This is a genomic window from Coprococcus sp. AF21-14LB (assembly GCF_003458885.1).
Taxonomy (GTDB): domain Bacteria; phylum Bacillota; class Clostridia; order Lachnospirales; family Lachnospiraceae; genus UBA9414.
This window is the reverse complement of sequence record NZ_QRVX01000010.1, coordinates 24938-44310: the sequence shown is the minus strand read 5'-3', so window position 1 is coordinate 44310 and position 19373 is coordinate 24938. Positions and strand designations below refer to the sequence as shown.

Below are 19373 nucleotides of genomic sequence, written 5' to 3'. Positions count from 1 at the left end.
CTTAGAAAGAAGGTGACGATCGTTGGCATCTACCCAGGTAACTCCAACTCGAATGGAGTTGACAAGATTAAAAAAGAAATTAGTCACAGCTACAAGAGGTCATAAGCTTCTGAAGGATAAACGTGACGAACTGATGCGGCAGTTCCTTGATCTCGTTCGTGAGAATATGGAGCTTCGCAAAAAAGTAGAAGCCGGGATTCTTTCTGCCAATAAGAACTTTGTAATCGCTAAGGCAGGTATGTCAGCGGCAACGCTGAATACTGCGCTCATGATACCGAAACAGGAAGTAAATCTGGAAGTAAGTGATAAAAACGTTATGAGTGTTGATATTCCGGTTATGGAATACCACACAAGAACTGCAGATGCAAATGATATCTATTCATATGGTTTTGCATTTACATCCAGCGATCTTGACGGAGCGGTGAAGTCACTTGCGGATATTCTGCCGGATATGTTAAGACTTGCAGAGGTAGAGAAAGCCTGCCAGCTCATGGCATCTGAGATTGAGAAAACAAGACGGCGTGTAAATGCGCTTGAGCATGTAATCATTCCGGAGGCACAGGAAAATATCAAATACATTACAATGAAACTGGATGAGAATGAGCGAAGCTCTCAGATCCGGTTGATGAAAGTAAAAGATATGATGCTGGAAGAGGCTCATCATTACAGTGAAAAGGCATAGAGACCTGGAATCTGAATAACAATTAAATAGAAGTAAAGAAAGCTGTTGCTTGCAATACAGATTGTGAGCGGCAGCTTTTTTCACATTTTAGAGAATTTTTCATATGGTAAACTATATTAAACTGAAATGGAGTGCAGAACATGGAATATCGTCTACCATATTATATGACTTATCCAATGCCCCTTGCATATGATGATGAAAAAATCGATCGAAGAGATTTTGAGTACATGAAAAGTATGTATCCGGATCTGGCAAAGAAGATCCTCCCTCATGTGGAGGCAGAATGTGAACGGATGGAATATGAAGGAAGTATGATCTATGATGAATATCCGGATCAGCTTCAGCTCCGCATGATGTGCAGCAGGATTTATAATCAGGTAATGCAAACCAGTGATAGAAAAGAAGAAGCAGAACTTCAGATGCAGTATTATGGGGGAGCAAGAGAGAGAGAACAGTTAGTGCGGGAGCTGGTTCAGGTACTTCTTTTTCAGGAATTATATAAAAGACGGTGCGATAAAAGACACTGCCGGAGAAAATTTTATTAGATATTGTTTGAACTTTTGAAATAAATTAAATAATTAATGGAAAATAAAGGAAAACATAGCATTTTTGTAGAAAATATCAACTTTACGGAAGAAATACGCTGTGATAAAATAAAAGCAGAACATGTGCGAAACCGGGGAGAAGTACAGATGAAAAACAGAAACATCATCGTATACTTGAAAGCGTCTTTTGACACAATAAGTAAATAGAATCGAACGCTCAGCGGTCTGCGAAACGTTGGAAAATAAAAAATATTTTACAAATCCGTATTTTATGCTATAATGGTAAAGATTATAAGCTTTTAGAGGCTTTCTTTTTTTATTTTTGGAAATAAGATTTTTAGAAAAATAAATTGGATCTGTAAATAGAAATCGATAATCGAGGTGCGATATGGAACAGTATATAATTAAAGGTGGTAATCCGCTCGTTGGCGAAGTTGAGATTGCCGGTGCAAAGAATGCAGCGCTTGCAATTCTCGCGGCAGCGATCATGACGGATGAGACAGTAACAATCGATAACCTTCCGGATGTGAATGATATTAATGTATTGCTTGAGGCAATCAGTGGAATTGGAGCAACTGTACAGAGAATTGACAGACATACTGTCAAGATTAATGGAAGCACGATTAGTGATCTTGCGATTGAATATGACTATATCAAGAAGATTCGTGCATCTTACTATCTGCTGGGTGCTTTGTTAGGAAAATACAAAAGAGCAGAAGTTGCATTGCCGGGCGGATGCAATATCGGAAGCCGTCCGATTGATCAGCATCTGAAAGGATTCCGCGCTCTTGGGGCAGAGGTTGAGATTGAGCATGGTTCAATTCTTGCAGAGGCAGAGAGACTGAAGGGAACACATCTGTATTTTGATGTTGTTAGTGTCGGAGCGACGATCAATGTCATGATGGCAGCAGCGATGGCAGAGGGGAATACCATTCTGGAGAATGTTGCAAAAGAACCGCATGTTGTAGATGTTGCCAATTTCCTGAACAGCATGGGCGCTAATATTAAGGGAGCAGGAACAGATGTAATTCGTATCAAAGGGGTTTCCAAGTTAAATAAAACATCTTACTCTATTATTCCGGATCAGATCGAAGCCGGTACATTTATGTTTGCAGCAGCAGCTACCCGCGGAGATGTAACGGTAATGAATGTGATTCCAAAGCATCTTGAGGCAACGACAGCGAAGCTTGTAGAGATTGGATGCGAAGTAGAAGAATTTGATGATGCAGTAAGAGTTGTGGCGAAGAAGCGTCTGGGACATACACAGGTAAAGACACTTCCATATCCGGGCTTCCCGACAGATATGCAGCCGCAGATGGGAGTACTGTTATCTCTGTCAGAAGGGACAAGTACGATTACAGAAAGTATTTTTGAAAATCGTTTCAAATATTTGGATGAGCTGGCTCGTATGGGCGGCGTTTCTAAAGTAGAGGGGAATTCTGCAACGATCGAAGGCGTGGAGAGATTCTCCGGTGCGAGAGTGAGCGCTCCGGACCTGAGAGCCGGTGCAGCGCTTTGTATTGCCGGACTTGTGGCAGATGGAATTACGATCGTGGACGATATCGTTTATATCCAGAGAGGATATGAGTGCTTTGAAGAGAAGCTCAGACGTCTTGGCGGTTTGATTGAGAAAGTAGAGACAGAGAAAGATATTAAGAAATTTAAGCTGAAAGTCAGCTAAGAAAAAAGCATTAGGAATAACACCGGAGGAAAGCGAAAAAATTGCTTGACATTTCCGGAAAAACGGTATAATGTATATCGTGCAGCAAATGAAAAGAGAAGAAATAGCCTTTTATTCAGAGTGGTGGAGATACAAAGGATCTGTGAAGCCACGGCAACCTCTCAAATATTGAGGAAGGTGCCAGCCTGAGCGAGTGATCGAACAATAAGAGGATTGTTTAAGATAGAGAAACAGTCCGATTATTCGGGCTGTTTTTTCAATGTATGATAGTTAAGAAAGGACTTTAAGATGGAAAGAAGATTATTTACATCAGAATCAGTAACAGAAGGACATCCGGATAAAATGTGTGACGCAATCTCAGATGCGATCCTGGATGCGTTAATGGAACAGGATCCAATGAGCCGTGTTGCATGTGAGACAGCCACAACAACAGGTATGGTTATGGTTATGGGAGAGATTACAACGAATGCTTACGTAGATATCCAGAAAATTGTGCGTGAAACAGTTCGCGAAATCGGATATACACGAGGAAAATTCGGATTTGATGCAGATAACTGTGGTGTCATCACAATGATCGATGAGCAGTCAGAAGATATCGCTCTTGGAGTAGATAAGGCGCTCGAAGCAAAAGAGCATACAATGACAGATGAAGAGCTGGACGCAATCGGAGCCGGAGACCAGGGAATGATGTTTGGTTACGCATGTGACGAGACAGAGGAATATATGCCATATCCGATCTCTCTTGCACATAAGTTATCAAGAAGACTGACAGAAGTAAGAAAGAACGGTACACTTCCATATCTGAGACCAGATGGAAAATCACAGGTTACAGTAGAATATGATGAAGAAGGTGTTCCGTGCCGTCTGGATGCTGTTGTACTTTCTACACAGCACGATCCGGATATTACACAGGAGCAGATTCATGCCGATATTAAGAAACATGTATTTGAGCCGATCCTTCCGGCAGAGATGATTGATGAGAAGACAAAATTCTTCATCAACCCGACAGGACGTTTCGTAATCGGTGGACCTCACGGTGACAGCGGACTGACAGGACGCAAGATTATTGTTGATACTTACGGTGGAACAGCTCGTCACGGTGGTGGTGCTTTCTCCGGAAAAGACTGTACAAAGGTAGACCGTTCAGCAGCTTATGCAGCGCGTTATGTTGCCAAAAATATCGTGGCAGCAGGTATTGCAAAGAAATGTGAGATTCAGCTTTCTTATGCGATCGGTGTTGCACATCCGACATCAATTATGATCGATACCTTTGGTACAGGTAAGATTGCAGAATCTAAATTAGTTGAGATTGTCAGAGAGAACTTTGACCTTCGTCCGGCAGGAATTATCAAAATGTTAGATCTGCGCCGTCCGATCTACAAACAGACAGCAGCTTACGGACATTTCGGACGCAACGATCTGGATCTTCCGTGGGAGAAATTAGATAAAGTGGAAACACTGAAGAGTTATTTATAAAAGAAAATAGCGGAACAATTAAGCGGAGATATTGCAGCAGCAGTGTCTCCGTTTTTTTGTGAAAGCTATAGATAAAGACAATGAATAGTACAATTTATACGCAATACCTATTTGACGCTCATTTCTAAGCTAGATACAATAATATTAAAAACAAGTGAAGGAGAAAATAAATATGGGAACAGAAGGATTAGAACTGGAATTACCAAAAACCTTTGATGAATTTGTAGATGCGAGAAAAGCAGCATTCTTAAAGGTAAAAGAATTTAAAGAAAATGGCGGAAAATTAGTAGGATTTTTATGCTCTTACACACCACTGGAGATTATGGATGCAGGTGGAATCTCTTCCGTGGCATTGTGTGGTACAAGTAATGAGACGGTGTCAGATGCAGAGTTAGATCTTCCGAAAAATCTCTGTCCATTGATTAAAGCAACTTATGGATTTGCATATACAGATAAGTGTCCATTTACATATTTTGCAGATATGATCATTGGAGAAACAACATGTGATGGAAAGAAAAAGATGTATGAGCTGTTGAATGATCTGAAAGAGATGTATGTACTTCATCTTCCACAAAGTCAGGAACGTGCATATGCGAAACAGATTTGGGCAGAAGAACTTCGGCTTTTGAAGAAACGTCTGGAAGAGAAATATAATATCGAGATTACAGACGAGCAGCTGAGAAAAGCAGCCCATGATAGAAACCGCTTGAGAAAACTCATGTGTGAAATGTTTGAATTACAGGGACAGTGTCCGCCGCCAATGAAAGGAACAGAAATGCTGATCACACTTCAGCAAGGGACATTTGCCTTTAGAATTGAAGATCAGATTGCCGGAATTGAGAGATTGCTTGAGAAATCCAAAGCTGCTTATGAGGCAGGAGAACATCCGATTCCGAAGAGCGCTAAGAGAATTCTTCTGACAGGCTGTCCATCCTTTGGAGTTATTCAGAAGGTAGCGAATGTGATTGAGGATAATGGTGGGGTAATTGTATGTATCGATGACTGCGGCGGTGAGAGAACGCAGAGAATGCTAGTAGATGAAGAAGCAGACGATATCATCCAGGCAATTGCAGACCGTTATCTTGAAATTCATTGTTCAGTTATGACAAGAAATGATGCAAGAATTGAAAATACAAAAGCCATGATCGAGAAATATAAAGTAGACGGTGTTGTAGAAGTGGTACTTCAGGCATGTCATACATTTAACGTAGAATCTACAGCAATGAGAAGAGCAGTGGAAGATATGGGAATTCCATATATGAAATTAGAGACAGACTATTCTCCGACAGACAGTGGACAGCTTGAAACAAGAATTGGAGCATTTCTTGAGATTTTATAATCAGGTTGTTGAAGGAGAAAAAGAATATCATGTATCAGGTAGGGATAGACATTGGATCCAGCGCAACAAAAGTAGCAGTAGTTAAGGATCATAAAGTAGTAAAAACACTGCTTTTAGATACAGGCTTCAGCAGTAGAAAAGTCGCAGAGAAAATCTATACGATGCTGGAAGCAGAGGGAATTACAAAAGAGAACAGCAAGTATGTAGCAACAGGATACGGTCGTATTTCTGTTCCATATGCGGATGATGTTGTAACAGAAATTACCTGTCACGGAAAAGGTGCACAGTTTTTATTTGAAGAAGATGGAACAGTCATTGATATCGGTGGTCAGGATACGAAAGGGATTTCTTTAAAAAAAGGAAGAATTATGAAATTTATCATGAATGATAAATGTTCAGCAGGAACAGGAAAGTTCATTGAAGTCATGACGAACCGGCTTGGATTGACACAGGATGAGCTTTCTCAGCTTGCGAGAAAAGGAAATCCGATCACCATCAGCTCTATGTGTACAGTATTTGCGGAATCAGAAGTTATTTCTTTGATTGGTAAGGGAACGCCGAGGGAAGATATTGCCAATGGAGTTATTGAATCCGTTGTGACAAAAGTTGTTCAGCTTGTATCACAAGTGCCTGCTGATAAGTATTTTCTTACAGGAGGACTTTGTGAGGATGAGTATGTACTTGAACGGTTGTCAAAAGCATTAAATGCTCCGGTAACAAGTAAACCGTTAGCGCGTTATGCCGGCGCGATCGGAGCAGCGATTTTAGCAGAAGAAAATTAAGGGAGAGATAAGAAATGAGTACATATTCTATTGTTTTTAGTCCAACGAATGGAACAAAGAAAGTCGCAGATATTCTTGCAAAAGAATTTGCAGAAAACTATACGGAGATTGATTTGTGTGATAGAACGACAGATTATGAGAAGGTTCAGCTGACAGCAGAAGATATCTGTTTTATCAGCGTTCCGTCCTATGGCGGACGTGTGCCGGCACTTGCAGTGGAACGTCTTCAAAAGCTCAGTGGAAATGGAGCAAAAGCTGTTTTGGTAGTTGTGTATGGAAACAGAGATTACGATGATACACTTCTGGAACTATATGATGTGGCAAAGCAGCAGAATTTTATCTGTGCAAGCGGTATTACTGCAATTGCAGAACATTCATTGATGCGGCAGTATGCAGCAGGAAGACCTGATGCAAAAGATGAAGCGCAGTTAAAGGAATTTGCACAGCAGCTGAAAGATAAATTGTCACAGTCGGTCAGCGGAGAATTGAACGTGAAAGGAAACAGACCTTATAAAGAGTACAATGGAGTTCCGTTTAAGCCAATCACATCCGAGACATGTAATCAGTGCGGTGCATGTGTCAAAGCATGTCCGCAGATGCGCTTTCATCGGAAGCGCCGGGAACCGTCGATGAGGAAAAATGTATTTCCTGTATGAGATGTATTCAGGTTTGTCCAGAGAATGCAAAACATTTGGATGAAATGATGCTGAACGCAGTTGCAGAAAAGATGGAACCGCTTTTCCGGGAAAGAAAAGAAAACGAAATATTCTGGTAAAAAATATTTGCTTATCCAGGCGCCGTTTTGTAAAAACGGCGTCTTTTAATGTACAGATACACAAGCTATTTTACAAAAAATTTATAAATGTTTATGTGTGCTTTCGTGAATTGCCGGCAGACTTATGGTATGATAAGAAAGAGAAACAAAGTGAAAGGATGTAGATGTATGAAGCTGAAAATGAGGCTGATCATAGCATTTATTACAGTCATCACACTTCCGGTTTTTTTGACATCACTGGCAATTGTAGGATTTGGACAGTATCAGATTAAAGCAATTGAGAAAACATATGGAATTACAGGGACAACCTACGAGACATTTTCTAATCCAACTCAGATATTTAACAGGCTGACAGAAGCCTCTTATCATGAACTGACAGACGTAGCAAGGTGTAAACCGACACAACTTGAAGACGCCACATATCTGGAAACATTTAACAGACAGCTTTTAAAGAAAAATTCATATCTTCTTGTAAGAAAGGCAGATACAATTGTATTTCTTGGAGAAGAACTGGAAGGAACCACAAGAGTAATAGCAGAACTTCCGGCGTACAATTCAGATACATCAGGTTCTGAAAATGGGGTTTATCTTGGAGGGGAGCTTCCGGTATTATTAAAGCAGGTAGACTTTAAATACAGTGATGGATCTAAGGGCAGCGCCTTTATTGTGACAGATGTGGGAGAAGTTATGCCGGAAGTAAAGGAATTCCTGATTGATATTCTGCTGGCAGTGATTCTTACACTTGTGCTGACGGCGTCACTGATGATTATATGGATCTACCGGGGAATTTCACAGCCGATTGCAAAGATGCAGGATGCTGCAAATAATATCAAAGAAGGTAATCTGGATTTTGAATTGGAACCGGAGACAGATGATGAGCTTGGAAGTTTGTGCCAGAACTTTGAAGAAATGAGAAAAAGGCTTCAGGATAATGCGGAAGAGAAGCTGAAATTTGACCAGGAGAATAAAGAACTGATCAGTAATATTTCTCACGACCTGAAAACTCCGATTACAGCAATCAAAGGTTATGCAGAAGGAATTATTGATGGAGTTGCCGATACACCTGAAAAGATGAATAAATATGTTCGGACAATCTACAATAAAGCAACAGAAATGGAGAGGCTGATTAATGAGCTGACATTGTATTCAAAGATTGATACGAATCGAATCCCATATAATTTTGCAACGCTCCTTGTAGCAGATTATTTTGATGACTGTGCAGAGGATCTTCAATTAGAACTGAGTGCAAAGGGAGTTGGTTTTACTTATTTTAATTATGTGGACAGCAGTGTTAAGATCATTGCAGATGCAGAGCAGTTAAAGCGAGTAATCAATAACATTATTTCAAATTCACTGAAATATATGGATAAAGAACAGGCAATTATCAATCTGAGGATCAAAGACGTGGGAGATTTCATTCAGGTTGAGCTTGAAGATAATGGAAAAGGCATCGGAGCAAAGGAACTTCCGAATATTTTTGATCGTTTTTACCGAACGGATGCATCACGGAATTCGTCAAAAGGCGGCAGCGGAATCGGACTGTCGATTGTGAAGAAGATTGTGGAAGAGCACGGTGGAAAGATCTGGGCGACAAGTAAGGAAGGAACCGGAACGACAATGTACTTCGTAATAAGAAAATATCAGGAGGTACCTGCAAATGAGTAGGATATTAATAATTGAAGATGAAGAAGCAATTGCAGAGCTGGAGAAAGACTATCTGGAGTTGAGCGGTTTTGAAGTTGAAGTGATGAATGACGGAAGCGCAGGATTACATCAGGCGTTAAATAAAGACTATGATCTGTTCATTCTTGACTTGATGCTTCCGGGTGTGGATGGATTTGAAATCTGTAAAGAGATTCGAAATAAGAAGAATACTCCAATCATTATGGTATCAGCCAAGAAAGATGATATTGATAAGATTCGTGGACTTGGGCTTGGAGCAGATGACTATATGACAAAGCCATTTAGCCCGAGTGAGCTTGTAGCGCGTGTAAAAGCACATTTAGCTCGTTATGAACGGTTGATTGGAAGTAATGCTCAGGAAAATAAAATCATTGAAATCCGTGGGCTTAAGATTGATACAACAGCAAGAAGAGTATGGGTGAATGGTGAAGAGAAGACATTTACCACAAAAGAATTCGATCTGCTGGCATTTCTTGCAAGTCACCCAAACCATGTATACAAGAAAGACGAACTGTTCAGCGAAATCTGGGATATGGAATCTATCGGAGATATTGCGACAGTAACAGTTCATATCAAGAAGATTCGAGAGAAAATTGAATTTGACACCTCAAATCCGCAATACATTGAAACAATCTGGGGTGTGGGATATCGCTTCAAGGTATAATAAAGCAATTTATCATTATGAAAAAATATAATAGAGAATTTTGAAATGAGATTAGGATAGGAAAAACCAACAGTAAAATAGGCTAAAATGCCTGTAAAACTGTTGGTTTTTTGCTTGTTTATTACAATTTATTAATGGAAATAGAGGAAAGCTATAAATAGCAATATATATAAAAAAATACAAATTAGACAAAATACTGGGGGGGGTAAAATTACATCAATTATATTTTAGGAGGATAAAAAGAATAAAATGAAAAAGAAAGTATTAGCATTATTAATGTGTAGCGTTATGGCAGTATCAGCACTTGCAGGATGTGGTGGCTCTAAGGATGCCAATGAAGGAAATGCGAGTAAAACAGAGGAGCAGGATAAAGGGGCAGAAAGCGGTGATAAGAAAAAAATTAAAATTGCAATTGGAAATGGTTACAAACCATTCTGCTATTTGAATGAAGAAGAAAAACCGGATGGATATGAATATGAACTATTTACAAAAGTTGCAGAAAAAATGTCTGATAAATACGATGTTAAAGTAGTATGTGATTCATGGGATAACTTGTTTGGTGGGCTTGAAACAGGAAAATATGACATTGTTTCTCATCATTTAGGGTATAATGCAGAGCGAGCAGAAAAATACAATGTGTCTGCAGAGTCCTTAATGTATTTCGGAGAATATCGACTTGTGTTTAAAAAAGGACGTACAGATATTTCAGATATGGAAAGTCTTGCTGGCAAAACATTGGCAAATTCCGGAAATGATAATATTGGTAAAGCATTAGTTGCATTCAATGAAGAGCATCCAGATAATCCGATTGTTTTGCAAGAGACAATGCCAAATGATGAAAGTATTCTTTCTGGTATTGAAAATGGTCTTTATGATGCATATACGCATACAGTGTTTGATTGCCAGACAAGATTTTTTGACAGATATCCAGAGGCAGAAATAGAAATGAGTACTGTGAGTTTATTAGGTGATGATGCAGATTGTGGTACATATGCACTTCTGAAAAAGGGAAATGATGATCTTCAGGCTGACTTTGATGCTGCGATTAAAGAGCTTCGAGAAGAAGGGGTAATCAAAGAACTCTGCATGAAATGGTTTAATGGAGATTATTCAGTGAAACCGGAATAGAAGATAAAGTCATTGTTTAGAAAGACGAGGAGACGGAGATGTTTTCATGGAAATATGTAGTTGAATATTTTCCGGATATTATAGAAAAATTTCCAGTGACATTGGAACTGGTGCTTGTACCATTTGTAATTAGTTTTATATTTGGTTTTCTGATTGCAATTGCGAGATTAAAGAAAATTCCGGTTTTAGAGCAGTTTCTTACAGTCTATGTATCATATGTACGTTGTACGCCAGTCATTACACAGATGTTTGTTGTTTATTTTGGTATTCCGCTACTTATGGCCAAATTCGGAATTGATGCATATGAGTGGAATCCGGTTATATTCGTATTTATTGCGTATAGTATCAATATTTCGGCTTTCTTATCAGAAACAATCCGTTCATCTATTTTAGCGGTACCATCTGGACAGATGGAAGCAGGTTATGCGGTTGGAATGTCAGAATTTCAGACAATGCGGGATATTATTGTCCCGCAGGCTTTGAAGATTTCATTGCCAATGTTAGGAAATATGTTTATTGGATTATTCCAGGCAACAGCACTTGCATATATGGTGAACGTAATTGATATGGTAGGAAAGGCAAGAAATATTAGCGTATCAAGAGGACATATGCTAGAAGGATATATATGTTGTGCAATCGTATTTGCAATTATCAGCCTTGCACTAGAAGCGATTTTTAGATATGTGAATAAACGATTAGCCTTTGGACAACGAGAAGTATATGGAAAAAGACGGAGGCAGGGTGCGAGATGATTCAAGGAAAATATTTTATTCTTTGTTTGCAGGCTGCAATTTCTAAGGTTCCGCAAAACTTATTAATGTGTTTTGCAACACTATTTATTTGTCTGATTATAGGAATGGGGATTGCGTTAATCAGAACATATCGTGTACCTGTTATTGCACCTATTTTGGATGTGGTAATTGCACTTTGTAAGGCATTTCCTGCAAACTTAATTCTTTTGATTTGTATTATGGTTTATACAAATACATTTAATGATGTAATTAAAGCATTACATTTAAAAATTACAATCCGAGATGTGAATTTAATCTATATTGCGATTGTTGCGCTTTGTATTGTTTGCTTGCCGGGGATTTCCGAAGTTTTACGAAGCGGTTTGATGGCAATTCCGCGCGGACAATTTGAGGCGGGATATGCGATAGGAATGACATCCTTTCAAACATTTCGTGATATCATCCTCCCGCAGATGTTTAGAGTTATTATTCCGATGTTAACAAATAGTACATTATCATTAATGAAAACAACTGCATTAGTAAATGTTATGGGAGTTAGTGATATTTTAAAAGGTGCGACAGATGCTGCAACAGACGCATATTGTTTTTTAGAAGCGTATCTTGCTGCGGCAATTGTATTCTGGGTACTTGGTATTATTATTGAAAAAATTGGAAAATCATTGGAAAAGTCTTTTTCAAAGAGTGTTAAGCAGATGGCAATGAGATAGTAGAAAGGATAATGAAATGGAATTAATAAATCTTATCAATCATGCAGATGATGTGAAACAATCCGTAATAGAGCATCGCAGAAAAATCCATACATTTGCCGAACTAGGTGGAAAAGAATTCAAAACAAAGGAATATATTTTAAAAATAGTAAAGAGGTTACACTTACCGTTTGAAGAAGTAACAGAAACGGCGCTTATAGCCACCTTAGATACAGGAAAACAAGGACCTCACATAGTTCTTCGGGCAGATATAGATGCGCTTCCAATAAAGGAGAACCTGCAAAATCTTTGTCAAACGCGTACATGTATATCTGAGCAGGAAAATACATGTCATGCTTGTGGTCATGATGCTCATTGTGCGATGCTTCTTGGCAGCATGGAAGTCTTGTGTTCTATGAAAGAAGAACTTAATGGAGTGATTTATTTTTGTTTTGAAGCAGGAGAAGAGGTTGGGACAAGCCACCGACAAATTTTAGAAGTGCTGAGTAAAAAAAGAGTTGATACAGCATGGGCAATTCATGTATATTCAGCTTTAGAGTCAGGAAAAATAGGTATTTGTGAAGGACCTTGCATGGCTGGTTTTGCACCATTAGAATTAACGGTAAAAGGAAAAGGCGGACACGGTTCCAGACCGGATCTTTCGATTAATCCTGTATTTGCAGCGGCAGCAATTGCAGCTAATATTCCAGGAGCGTTTGTGAATCAACTAAATGTTGAAAAAACAGTAACATTTGGATTAACTTCTATTAGAGGTGGAGAATCATTTAATATTTTCCCAGAAGAAGCTTATATTAGTGGTTCTATGCGTTTTTTTGATCGTGAAGAAGGAATGAAAGCAAGAGATATTGTTATTAAAGTAGCTGAACATACTGCGGCAATGCATAATTGTCAAGTTGATTATAGTAAAATGGCGGGAGAAGTCGGAATCCCTGTTATTAATGATATTGCATGTGCAAAATTAGCTAAAAAAGCAGTTAAAGAGATTTATGGAGGCGAAGCGGTACCAGATGTTTTCCAACGTTGGTATGCATCGGAGAGTTTTGGAAAATATTTACAAGAATATCCTGGAGTGCTTGCTCTTTTAGGGATTAGAAATTCAGATTATGGAAGTGGTGCAGAACACCATAATGAACGTTTTGATGTAGATGAAAACGTTTTAGATATGGGAGTAAAAGCTACTGTAAATTATGTGGTGAATTTGATGGAAGGAAGCAATATAAAATGATTGAGATAAAAAATATTAAAAAAAGTTTTGATGATTTAGAAATATTGAAAGATGTTTCACTTTCAGTTCAGCCGCATGAAGTTGTCGTGGTACTTGGTCCAAGTGGTTCTGGAAAAACAACCATGTTAAGGTGTATTAATTTTCTCGAGCATGCTGACAGCGGTACTTTAACTGTTGGGGATACAACTGTAGACTTTTCGAAGGTATCTAAAAAAGAAATTAGAGAAATTCGTAAAAAAGTAGGATTTGTATTTCAAAACTATAATTTGTTTGCGAATAAAACAGCTTTGGAAAATGTAATGCACGGACTTGTGGTTGTAAAGAAAATGTCTAAAAAAGATGCAAGAGCGAAGGCAGAAGAAGCCCTTGCATGGGTAAAAATGGAAGATCGTTTAAATAACTATCCATCTCAACTTTCTGGTGGACAGCAGCAGCGTGTAGGAATAGCAAGAGCAATTGCGATGGAGCCGGAAGTAATTCTTTTTGATGAACCTACTTCAGCATTAGATCCGGAATTAATTAATGAAACATTAGAGGTAATGAAGAGTGTTGCAAAGCGAGGAATTACAATGTTAGTTGTTACGCATGAACTTAGTTTTGCACAGGATATTGCAGATAAAGTGGTATTTATGGATGGAGGAGTTGTTGTAGAAGAAGGAACACCGAATGAAATATTTAATCATCCAAAAGAAGAACGAACAAAACAATTTTTATCCAGAATTATTGCTACAAAATCATTTAATAAAAAAGCAGGAGAATAACAATGAAATACGATTTTACTACTATTTTAGACCGAGAAGGAAAAGATGCAATTGCTGTTGATGGACTTGGAAAAATGCCTGGATTTGCTCCAGAGCGTCCAAAAGAGGGATTTGATGTTATTCCGATGTGGATTGCAGATATGAACTTCCCAACAGCACCACCGATTATCAAAGCTATGACAGAACGAATCCAGCACCCGTCTTTTGGTTATTTTATGACATCAGACGCGTATAACAACGCAATTATCAACTGGCAGACAAAACGTAACCATGCAGAAGGACTTACAGCAGAATGCATTGGTTATGAAAATGGTGTTTTAGGAGGTCTGATGTCCGCGCTGAGAGCATTCTTACAGCCAGGAGACAGTGTATTGCTCCACAGCCCTACTTATGTTGGATTTACAAGCAGTATTATTAGTGGAGGTTATAAGATTGTTCACAGCCCATTAGTTCAGGATGCGGATGGCGTATGGAGAATGGATTATGAAGATATGGACCGCAAGTTAAAAGAGAACCATATTCATGTGGCTGTATTCTGCAATCCTCACAATCCATGTGGAAGAGTTTGGGAGCGTGAAGAACTTGAAAAAGCAATGGAAGTTTATAAGAACAATAACTGTGTTGTGATTTCTGATGAGATCTGGTCTGATATCATTTTAGACGACAATCATCATACTCCGCTTTCTTCTATCAGCGAAGATGCAAAGAACCGCACCATTTCTCTGTATGCACCAAGTAAGACATTCAGCCTTGCAGGATTAGTTGGAAGTTATCATATTATTTATAATGAATATCTTCGTGATCTTGTAAGAGCAAGCAGCAGCAAATGCCATTATAATTCTATGAATGTTGTGTCTATGCATGCACTTGTAGGAGCTTACAGTGAAGAAGGCGAGGTATGGGTAAATGAACTTTGTCAGACATTAAGTGAAAATGTAACTATGCATACAATCATATCGTAGAGAATTATGAAGGTGTGAAGCTGACAAAACCACAAGGTACTTATATGTTATTCCTGGATTGTACAAAATGGTGTCAGAAGACAGGAAAGACAGTAGATGATCTTCTGAAAGCTGGATGGGATGTAGGAGTTGCATGGCAGGATGGAAGAGCATTCCACGGTGCAAATGCAATCCGTATGAACCTCGCATTACCGTTGAGCAGAGTAAAAGAAGCGTTTGAGCGTCTGGACAAATATGTTTTTGAAGTGAAATAAAGAAGAAACTGCTTTTAGCATAAAAAGTCTGGTAAATCCCTGTAGGGGTTGCCAGACTTTTTTATGTACAAATTACTACTATCTTCACACATAGAAAAGTGCTATACTAATGAGTCAAAGGAAGAACAGGGAGAAAAATTATGGAAGAAAAATTACAAAAACCAATGATGGTATGCCTTTTGGCGTTATTATGTTGCGCGCTGTGGGGAAGTGCATTCCCATGCGTGAAAATCGGATATGAATTACTGCATATTCAAGATGTTGGAAGTCAGATTCTATTTGCAGGATATAGATTTTTTCTGGCAGGGATATTTACATTTGTAATAGGAAGTGTAATGGAGAGAAAATTATTAACGGTAAAACGTGCTTCCGTAAAATATGTTGCGGCACAGGGAGTTCTTCAGACTGCAATGCAATATTTTTTCTTTTACGTTGGACTGGCAAATACAACAGGAGCGAAGGGATCTGTTATCAATGCGTCAAATGCGTTTATTTCTATTATTGCGGCAGCAGTGTTAATCCGGACTGAAAAGATTACATGGAAAAAGGCTGTGGGCTGTGCGATCGGGTTTGCAGGTGTGATAGTGATTAATCTGTCACCGGGAGCGTGGGGAGATGGTTTTCATCTTCTTGGAGAAGGAATGATTTTTATGAGTGCGTTATGCTATGGAATCAGTTCTGTCACGTTGAAAATGATTTCTGACAGAGAATCTCCGGTAACGATTACAGCATATCAGCTTTTGATCGGGGGAGCGATTCTTGTGATCTCCGGTATGGTATCCGGCGGAAGTGTAACCGGATTTACATGGAAATCGTCATTGTTGCTTGGATATATGGCGCTGTTATCTACAGTTGCATTCAGTATATGGAGTCTGCTTTTAAAATATAATTCTGTCGGCAAAGTAACGATTTATGGATTTTCAATACCGGTATTTGGAGTAGCGCTTTCAGCATTATTTCTTGGGGAAAATATTTTATCCTGGCAGACAGTAATTGCATTAATTATGGTAAGTGTTGGTATTATTATTGTAAATAAAAGTGCAGAATAGAGGACATGCAATGAAATTTCATTATAAAAAATTAAGACAATCTCATATTTCTACGATGCAGCTGCTTGTATCTGGATTTTTAGGAATTATCCTGGCAGGGGCAGTTTTGCTATGGCTTCCGGTCAGCAATCAGCAACCGATTGCATTTATTGATGCTTTTTTCACATCCGTATCAGCGGTATGTGTGACAGGGCTTGTAACGATTGTTCCGGCAGCTCAGTTTACATTATTTGGGAAAGTGATTCTGCTGATTTTAATTCAGGTAGGCGGTCTTGGAATTATTGTATGTATGACAGTGTTTTTTATGCTGCTTGGGAAACGGATTACATTGCGTCAGCGCATTTATATACAGCAAACTTATAATATGGATACACTTTCAGGAATGGTGCGTCTGATTCGTTGGGTATTGAAAGTTACTTTGGTAGTAGAGGCGATGGGAGCAATTGGCTATGCAATTCGCTTTGTTCCGCTATATGGAATTGGGAAAGGAATCTGGTATTCCATCTTTCATTCGATCTCGGCGTTTTGTAATGCGGGAATTGATATTCTTGGAGACAGCAGCCTGGCTGGATATGTGACGGATCCTGTTATCAATCTTGTTACAATGGCGCTGATTATCAGCGGAGGATTGGGATTTACTGTCTGGAGTGATATCCTTCATGTGCTGAAGATCCGGGAGACATATCAGAGAACGCCGGGAAGGATTTTCAGGCAAATGTCTCTGCAGACGAAAATGACACTTGTGATTACCGGAATTCTTATTGCAGCAGGAGGAATCGGAATTTTTTGTCTTGAGTATTCCAATGCGGATACCATTGGCGCAATGTCAAACGGAGATAAGCTGCTGGCATCTTTTTTTCATGCGGTGTCTACTAGAACAGCTGGATTTGCGACAGTTGCACAGGGTGGGCTTCGTGATGCAACGATTTTATTTTCCTGTATTTTGATGTTTATCGGAGGCTCTCCGGGAGGAACAGCGGGCGGTATTAAAACAACGACTGCCGGGATGCTTCTCTTTTCCTGTGTTGCTGTACTGCGGGGAGGAAAAGATACGGAGTGCTTCGGACGAAAGATTGCTGCCGAAAATGTCCGTACAGGGGCATCAATTGTGATGGTGGCGGTGCTTGCGCTTCTGGGCGGTACCATTCTTGTAGCGGCAGCAGAACCGGCAATGGCTCTTGGAGATGTGATTTATGAAACAACGTCTGCGATTGGTACAGTCGGACTGAGTACAGGGATTACGCCGATGCTTTCTGATTTTAGCAAATGCGTTATTATGTTTTTGATGTATATTGGAAGACTTGGACCGGTAACAGTAGTGCTTGCCTTTGTATCACGTCAGGATATCGGAAAGAAAGCGAGAAAGCTTCCGGAACGGCGGATTATGGTAGGCTAGAGAAAAGTTTTTGAAACGGTAAATGAGGACAGACAGCAGAGAGGAGTTATGCTATGAGAGAATATCTTGTATTAGGACTTGGAAGTTTTGGAGTCAGTGTCGCGCTGACACTGGAGGAAATGGGATGTAATGTAATTGTAGTAGATAAATCAGAAGAGAAAGTCGAGGCAATTGCAGATAAAGTCAGCTATGCGATGTGTGCTGATATTGAGGAGGAAGAAACACTTCGCTCTCTCGGAGCAAGGAATCTGGATGGCGCTGTGATTGCGGCAGCGGAGCAGCTTGAGGCGAGCATTCTTGCAACAATCATTTTAAAGGAGATTGGTGTTCCTTATGTATTGGCAAAAGTCAACAGCCGTCTGCATGAAAATATTTTGAAAAAAGTTGGTGCGGATGCGGTAATCTTTCCGGAAAAGGAAATGGGAATCCGGGTGGCGAGACGTCTTGTTTCTACAAAGGTTCGTGACTGGATTAATCTTTCGGATGAATATAGCATGGTAGAGCTGGCTATTCCGGATGAGTGGATCGGAAAAAGTCTTGTAGAACTGAAAATCCGGGAAAAATACGGAGTCAATGTAATTGGTTACCGGATTGATCAGACAGTCAGCATTACGGTTGATCCTTGTAAGCCATTGCCGAAAGATTGTGAATTGATTATGGTAGGCGCAGAAGAGGTATTAGAAAAATTCCGTGAGAGCTAGGGAGATTTGAAAATATGATAACAAGTACAGGAAATGCACAAGTGAAACAGTTGATTCAGCTGCAGAAGAAGGCAAAAGCCAGAGAAGAGAGAGGGATATTTCTGGCAGAGGGGATACGGATGCTCAAGGAAACACCAAAAGAGCGTTTAGAGAAGTTGTATCTGTCAGAAAGTTTTTATGAGAAGAGAAAGAATGAACTGGATCTTGCCGGAGTTCCAATGGAAATTTTATCTGATCAGGTTTTTCGCCATGTCTCAGATACGCAGACGCCCCAGGGAGCTCTTTATCTTGTGAAGAGAAGTGAGACAACATTGGAAGATATTTTGAAACAGGAAAAGACTCCGCTTTTGATGGTGCTTGATAATCTTCAAGATCCGGGAAATCTTGGGACGATTATGCGAACTGCAGAGGGAGCCGGTGCGACAGGAATTATTCTCAGCAAAGATTGTGTGGATATGTATAACCCGAAAGTAATCCGCTCAACAATGGGAGCGATTTATCGGATGCCTTTCGTATATGTAGAAGATCTTCCGGCTGTATTGGCGGAATTAAAAAAATGCGGAATTGTAACTTATGCGGCTCATTTGGAAGGACAGCATTTTTATGATGAGGAAGATTTCTGTGAAGCAGCGGCATTTCTTATCGGAAATGAAGGAAATGGACTGCGTGAAGAGGTAGCACAGGCCGCAGAAAAGAAAATAAAAATACCAATGTATGGAAAGGTAGAGTCCCTTAATGCCGCTGTGGCGGCGTCTGTCTTAATGTATGAGGCTTGTCGGCAGAGAAGAAGAGATTTGACAAAGAAATAAAA

19 protein-coding genes, 1 pseudogene and 1 riboswitch are annotated in these 19373 nt (G+C 39.5%); all 20 genes and pseudogenes read left to right on the top strand.

Annotation, left to right across the window (positions count from 1 at the left end; translation table 11 throughout):
- The first annotated feature begins 22 nt into the window (after window positions 1–22).
- The 20 genes and pseudogenes from DWX73_RS04100 (at window position 23) to rlmB (ending at window position 19371) form a co-directional block, all read left to right on the top strand.
- The gene (locus tag DWX73_RS04100; RefSeq protein ID WP_118347122.1) at window positions 23–682 is read left to right on the top strand and encodes a V-type ATP synthase subunit D; all 660 of its coding nucleotides are present in this window, start codon (window positions 23–25) and stop codon (window positions 680–682) included.
- A 140-nt stretch (window positions 683–822) separates the two neighbouring features.
- The gene (locus DWX73_RS04095; protein ID WP_118347120.1) at window positions 823–1227 is read left to right on the top strand and encodes a hypothetical protein; all 405 of its coding nucleotides are present in this window, start codon (window positions 823–825) and stop codon (window positions 1225–1227) included.
- A gap of 388 nt (window positions 1228–1615) precedes the next feature.
- Window positions 1616–2908, top strand: a complete 1293-nt coding sequence (locus DWX73_RS04090) for a UDP-N-acetylglucosamine 1-carboxyvinyltransferase (protein ID WP_118347117.1) — start codon at window positions 1616–1618, stop codon at window positions 2906–2908.
- A 108-nt stretch (window positions 2909–3016) separates the two neighbouring features.
- A riboswitch (SAM riboswitch) is annotated at window positions 3017–3119 on the top strand.
- 77 nt (window positions 3120–3196) lie between these two features.
- Window positions 3197–4384 carry a methionine adenosyltransferase gene (metK, locus tag DWX73_RS04085; protein ID WP_118347115.1) on the top strand — a complete coding sequence of 396 codons (1188 nt, stop codon included), beginning with the start codon at window positions 3197–3199 and terminating at the stop codon, window positions 4382–4384.
- Between the two features lie 172 nt (window positions 4385–4556).
- Window positions 4557–5723 carry a double-cubane-cluster-containing anaerobic reductase gene (locus DWX73_RS04080; RefSeq protein WP_118347113.1) on the top strand — a complete coding sequence of 389 codons (1167 nt, stop codon included), beginning with the start codon at window positions 4557–4559 and terminating at the stop codon, window positions 5721–5723.
- A 29-nt stretch (window positions 5724–5752) separates the two neighbouring features.
- On the top strand, window positions 5753–6505 hold the full coding sequence (locus DWX73_RS04075; RefSeq protein WP_118347111.1) for an acyl-CoA dehydratase activase: 753 nt from the start codon (window positions 5753–5755) through the stop codon (window positions 6503–6505).
- 14 nt (window positions 6506–6519) lie between these two features.
- Window positions 6520–7161, top strand: coding sequence for a 4Fe-4S binding protein (locus DWX73_RS04070; protein ID WP_242996610.1), 642 nt, complete (start codon window positions 6520–6522; stop codon window positions 7159–7161).
- The gene (locus tag DWX73_RS14725; RefSeq protein ID WP_330413458.1) at window positions 7080–7280 is read left to right on the top strand and encodes a 4Fe-4S binding protein; all 201 of its coding nucleotides are present in this window, start codon (window positions 7080–7082) and stop codon (window positions 7278–7280) included. The genes DWX73_RS04070 and DWX73_RS14725 overlap by 82 nt, the downstream gene beginning before the upstream one ends.
- 168 nt (window positions 7281–7448) lie before the next feature.
- A complete protein-coding gene (locus tag DWX73_RS04065) occupies window positions 7449–8945 on the top strand; it encodes a sensor histidine kinase (RefSeq protein ID WP_118347109.1) in 1497 nt (498 codons plus the stop codon).
- Entirely contained in the window at window positions 8938–9627 is a 690-nt protein-coding gene (locus DWX73_RS04060; RefSeq protein WP_118347107.1) for a response regulator transcription factor, read from the top strand. Before DWX73_RS04065 ends, DWX73_RS04060 begins: the two co-directional genes overlap by 8 nt.
- Before the next feature lie 249 nt (window positions 9628–9876).
- Window positions 9877–10755, top strand: coding sequence for a transporter substrate-binding domain-containing protein (locus DWX73_RS04055; protein WP_118347105.1), 879 nt, complete (start codon window positions 9877–9879; stop codon window positions 10753–10755).
- Between the two features lie 38 nt (window positions 10756–10793).
- Window positions 10794–11507: an amino acid ABC transporter permease gene (locus DWX73_RS04050; RefSeq protein ID WP_118347103.1), complete on the top strand. Its 714-nt coding sequence runs from the start codon at window positions 10794–10796 to the stop codon at window positions 11505–11507.
- On the top strand, window positions 11504–12214 hold the full coding sequence (locus DWX73_RS04045) for an ABC transporter permease subunit (RefSeq protein WP_118347101.1): 711 nt from the start codon (window positions 11504–11506) through the stop codon (window positions 12212–12214). Before DWX73_RS04050 ends, DWX73_RS04045 begins: the two co-directional genes overlap by 4 nt.
- Before the next feature lie 16 nt (window positions 12215–12230).
- Window positions 12231–13439 carry an amidohydrolase gene (locus DWX73_RS04040; protein ID WP_118347099.1) on the top strand — a complete coding sequence of 403 codons (1209 nt, stop codon included), beginning with the start codon at window positions 12231–12233 and terminating at the stop codon, window positions 13437–13439.
- Window positions 13436–14200, top strand: a complete 765-nt coding sequence (locus DWX73_RS04035) for an amino acid ABC transporter ATP-binding protein (RefSeq protein WP_118347097.1) — start codon at window positions 13436–13438, stop codon at window positions 14198–14200. Before DWX73_RS04040 ends, DWX73_RS04035 begins: the two co-directional genes overlap by 4 nt.
- A gap of 2 nt (window positions 14201–14202) precedes the next feature.
- A pseudogene (locus DWX73_RS04030) lies at window positions 14203–15416 on the top strand (MalY/PatB family protein).
- 140 nt (window positions 15417–15556) lie between these two features.
- Complete coding sequence (locus DWX73_RS04025) at window positions 15557–16465, top strand: DMT family transporter (RefSeq protein WP_118347095.1); 909 nt, start codon at window positions 15557–15559, stop codon at window positions 16463–16465.
- A 10-nt stretch (window positions 16466–16475) separates the two neighbouring features.
- Entirely contained in the window at window positions 16476–17861 is a 1386-nt protein-coding gene (locus DWX73_RS04020) for a TrkH family potassium uptake protein (protein WP_242996606.1), read from the top strand.
- A 53-nt stretch (window positions 17862–17914) separates the two neighbouring features.
- Entirely contained in the window at window positions 17915–18562 is a 648-nt protein-coding gene (locus tag DWX73_RS04015; protein WP_118347093.1) for a potassium channel family protein, read from the top strand.
- Between the two features lie 14 nt (window positions 18563–18576).
- Entirely contained in the window at window positions 18577–19371 is a 795-nt protein-coding gene (rlmB, locus tag DWX73_RS04010) for a 23S rRNA (guanosine(2251)-2'-O)-methyltransferase RlmB (protein ID WP_118347091.1), read from the top strand.
- Window positions 19372–19373: the final 2 nt, after the last annotated feature.

Coding starts and splice junctions, on each gene's coding strand:
- DWX73_RS04095 (WP_118347120.1), top strand. CDS start 823: ATGGAATATCGTCTACCATATTATATGACTTATCCAATGCCCCTTGCA.
- DWX73_RS04090 (WP_118347117.1), top strand. CDS start 1,616: ATGGAACAGTATATAATTAAAGGTGGTAATCCGCTCGTTGGCGAAGTT.
- metK (WP_118347115.1), top strand. CDS start 3,197: ATGGAAAGAAGATTATTTACATCAGAATCAGTAACAGAAGGACATCCG.
- DWX73_RS04080 (WP_118347113.1), top strand. CDS start 4,557: ATGGGAACAGAAGGATTAGAACTGGAATTACCAAAAACCTTTGATGAA.
- DWX73_RS04075 (WP_118347111.1), top strand. CDS start 5,753: ATGTATCAGGTAGGGATAGACATTGGATCCAGCGCAACAAAAGTAGCA.
- DWX73_RS04070 (WP_242996610.1), top strand. CDS start 6,520: ATGAGTACATATTCTATTGTTTTTAGTCCAACGAATGGAACAAAGAAA.
- DWX73_RS14725 (WP_330413458.1), top strand. CDS start 7,080: ATGTGTCAAAGCATGTCCGCAGATGCGCTTTCATCGGAAGCGCCGGGA.
- DWX73_RS04065 (WP_118347109.1), top strand. CDS start 7,449: ATGAAGCTGAAAATGAGGCTGATCATAGCATTTATTACAGTCATCACA.
- DWX73_RS04060 (WP_118347107.1), top strand. CDS start 8,938: ATGAGTAGGATATTAATAATTGAAGATGAAGAAGCAATTGCAGAGCTG.
- DWX73_RS04055 (WP_118347105.1), top strand. CDS start 9,877: ATGAAAAAGAAAGTATTAGCATTATTAATGTGTAGCGTTATGGCAGTA.
- DWX73_RS04050 (WP_118347103.1), top strand. CDS start 10,794: ATGTTTTCATGGAAATATGTAGTTGAATATTTTCCGGATATTATAGAA.
- DWX73_RS04045 (WP_118347101.1), top strand. CDS start 11,504: ATGATTCAAGGAAAATATTTTATTCTTTGTTTGCAGGCTGCAATTTCT.
- DWX73_RS04040 (WP_118347099.1), top strand. CDS start 12,231: ATGGAATTAATAAATCTTATCAATCATGCAGATGATGTGAAACAATCC.
- DWX73_RS04035 (WP_118347097.1), top strand. CDS start 13,436: ATGATTGAGATAAAAAATATTAAAAAAAGTTTTGATGATTTAGAAATA.
- DWX73_RS04025 (WP_118347095.1), top strand. CDS start 15,557: ATGGAAGAAAAATTACAAAAACCAATGATGGTATGCCTTTTGGCGTTA.
- DWX73_RS04020 (WP_242996606.1), top strand. CDS start 16,476: ATGAAATTTCATTATAAAAAATTAAGACAATCTCATATTTCTACGATG.
- DWX73_RS04015 (WP_118347093.1), top strand. CDS start 17,915: ATGAGAGAATATCTTGTATTAGGACTTGGAAGTTTTGGAGTCAGTGTC.
- rlmB (WP_118347091.1), top strand. CDS start 18,577: ATGATAACAAGTACAGGAAATGCACAAGTGAAACAGTTGATTCAGCTG.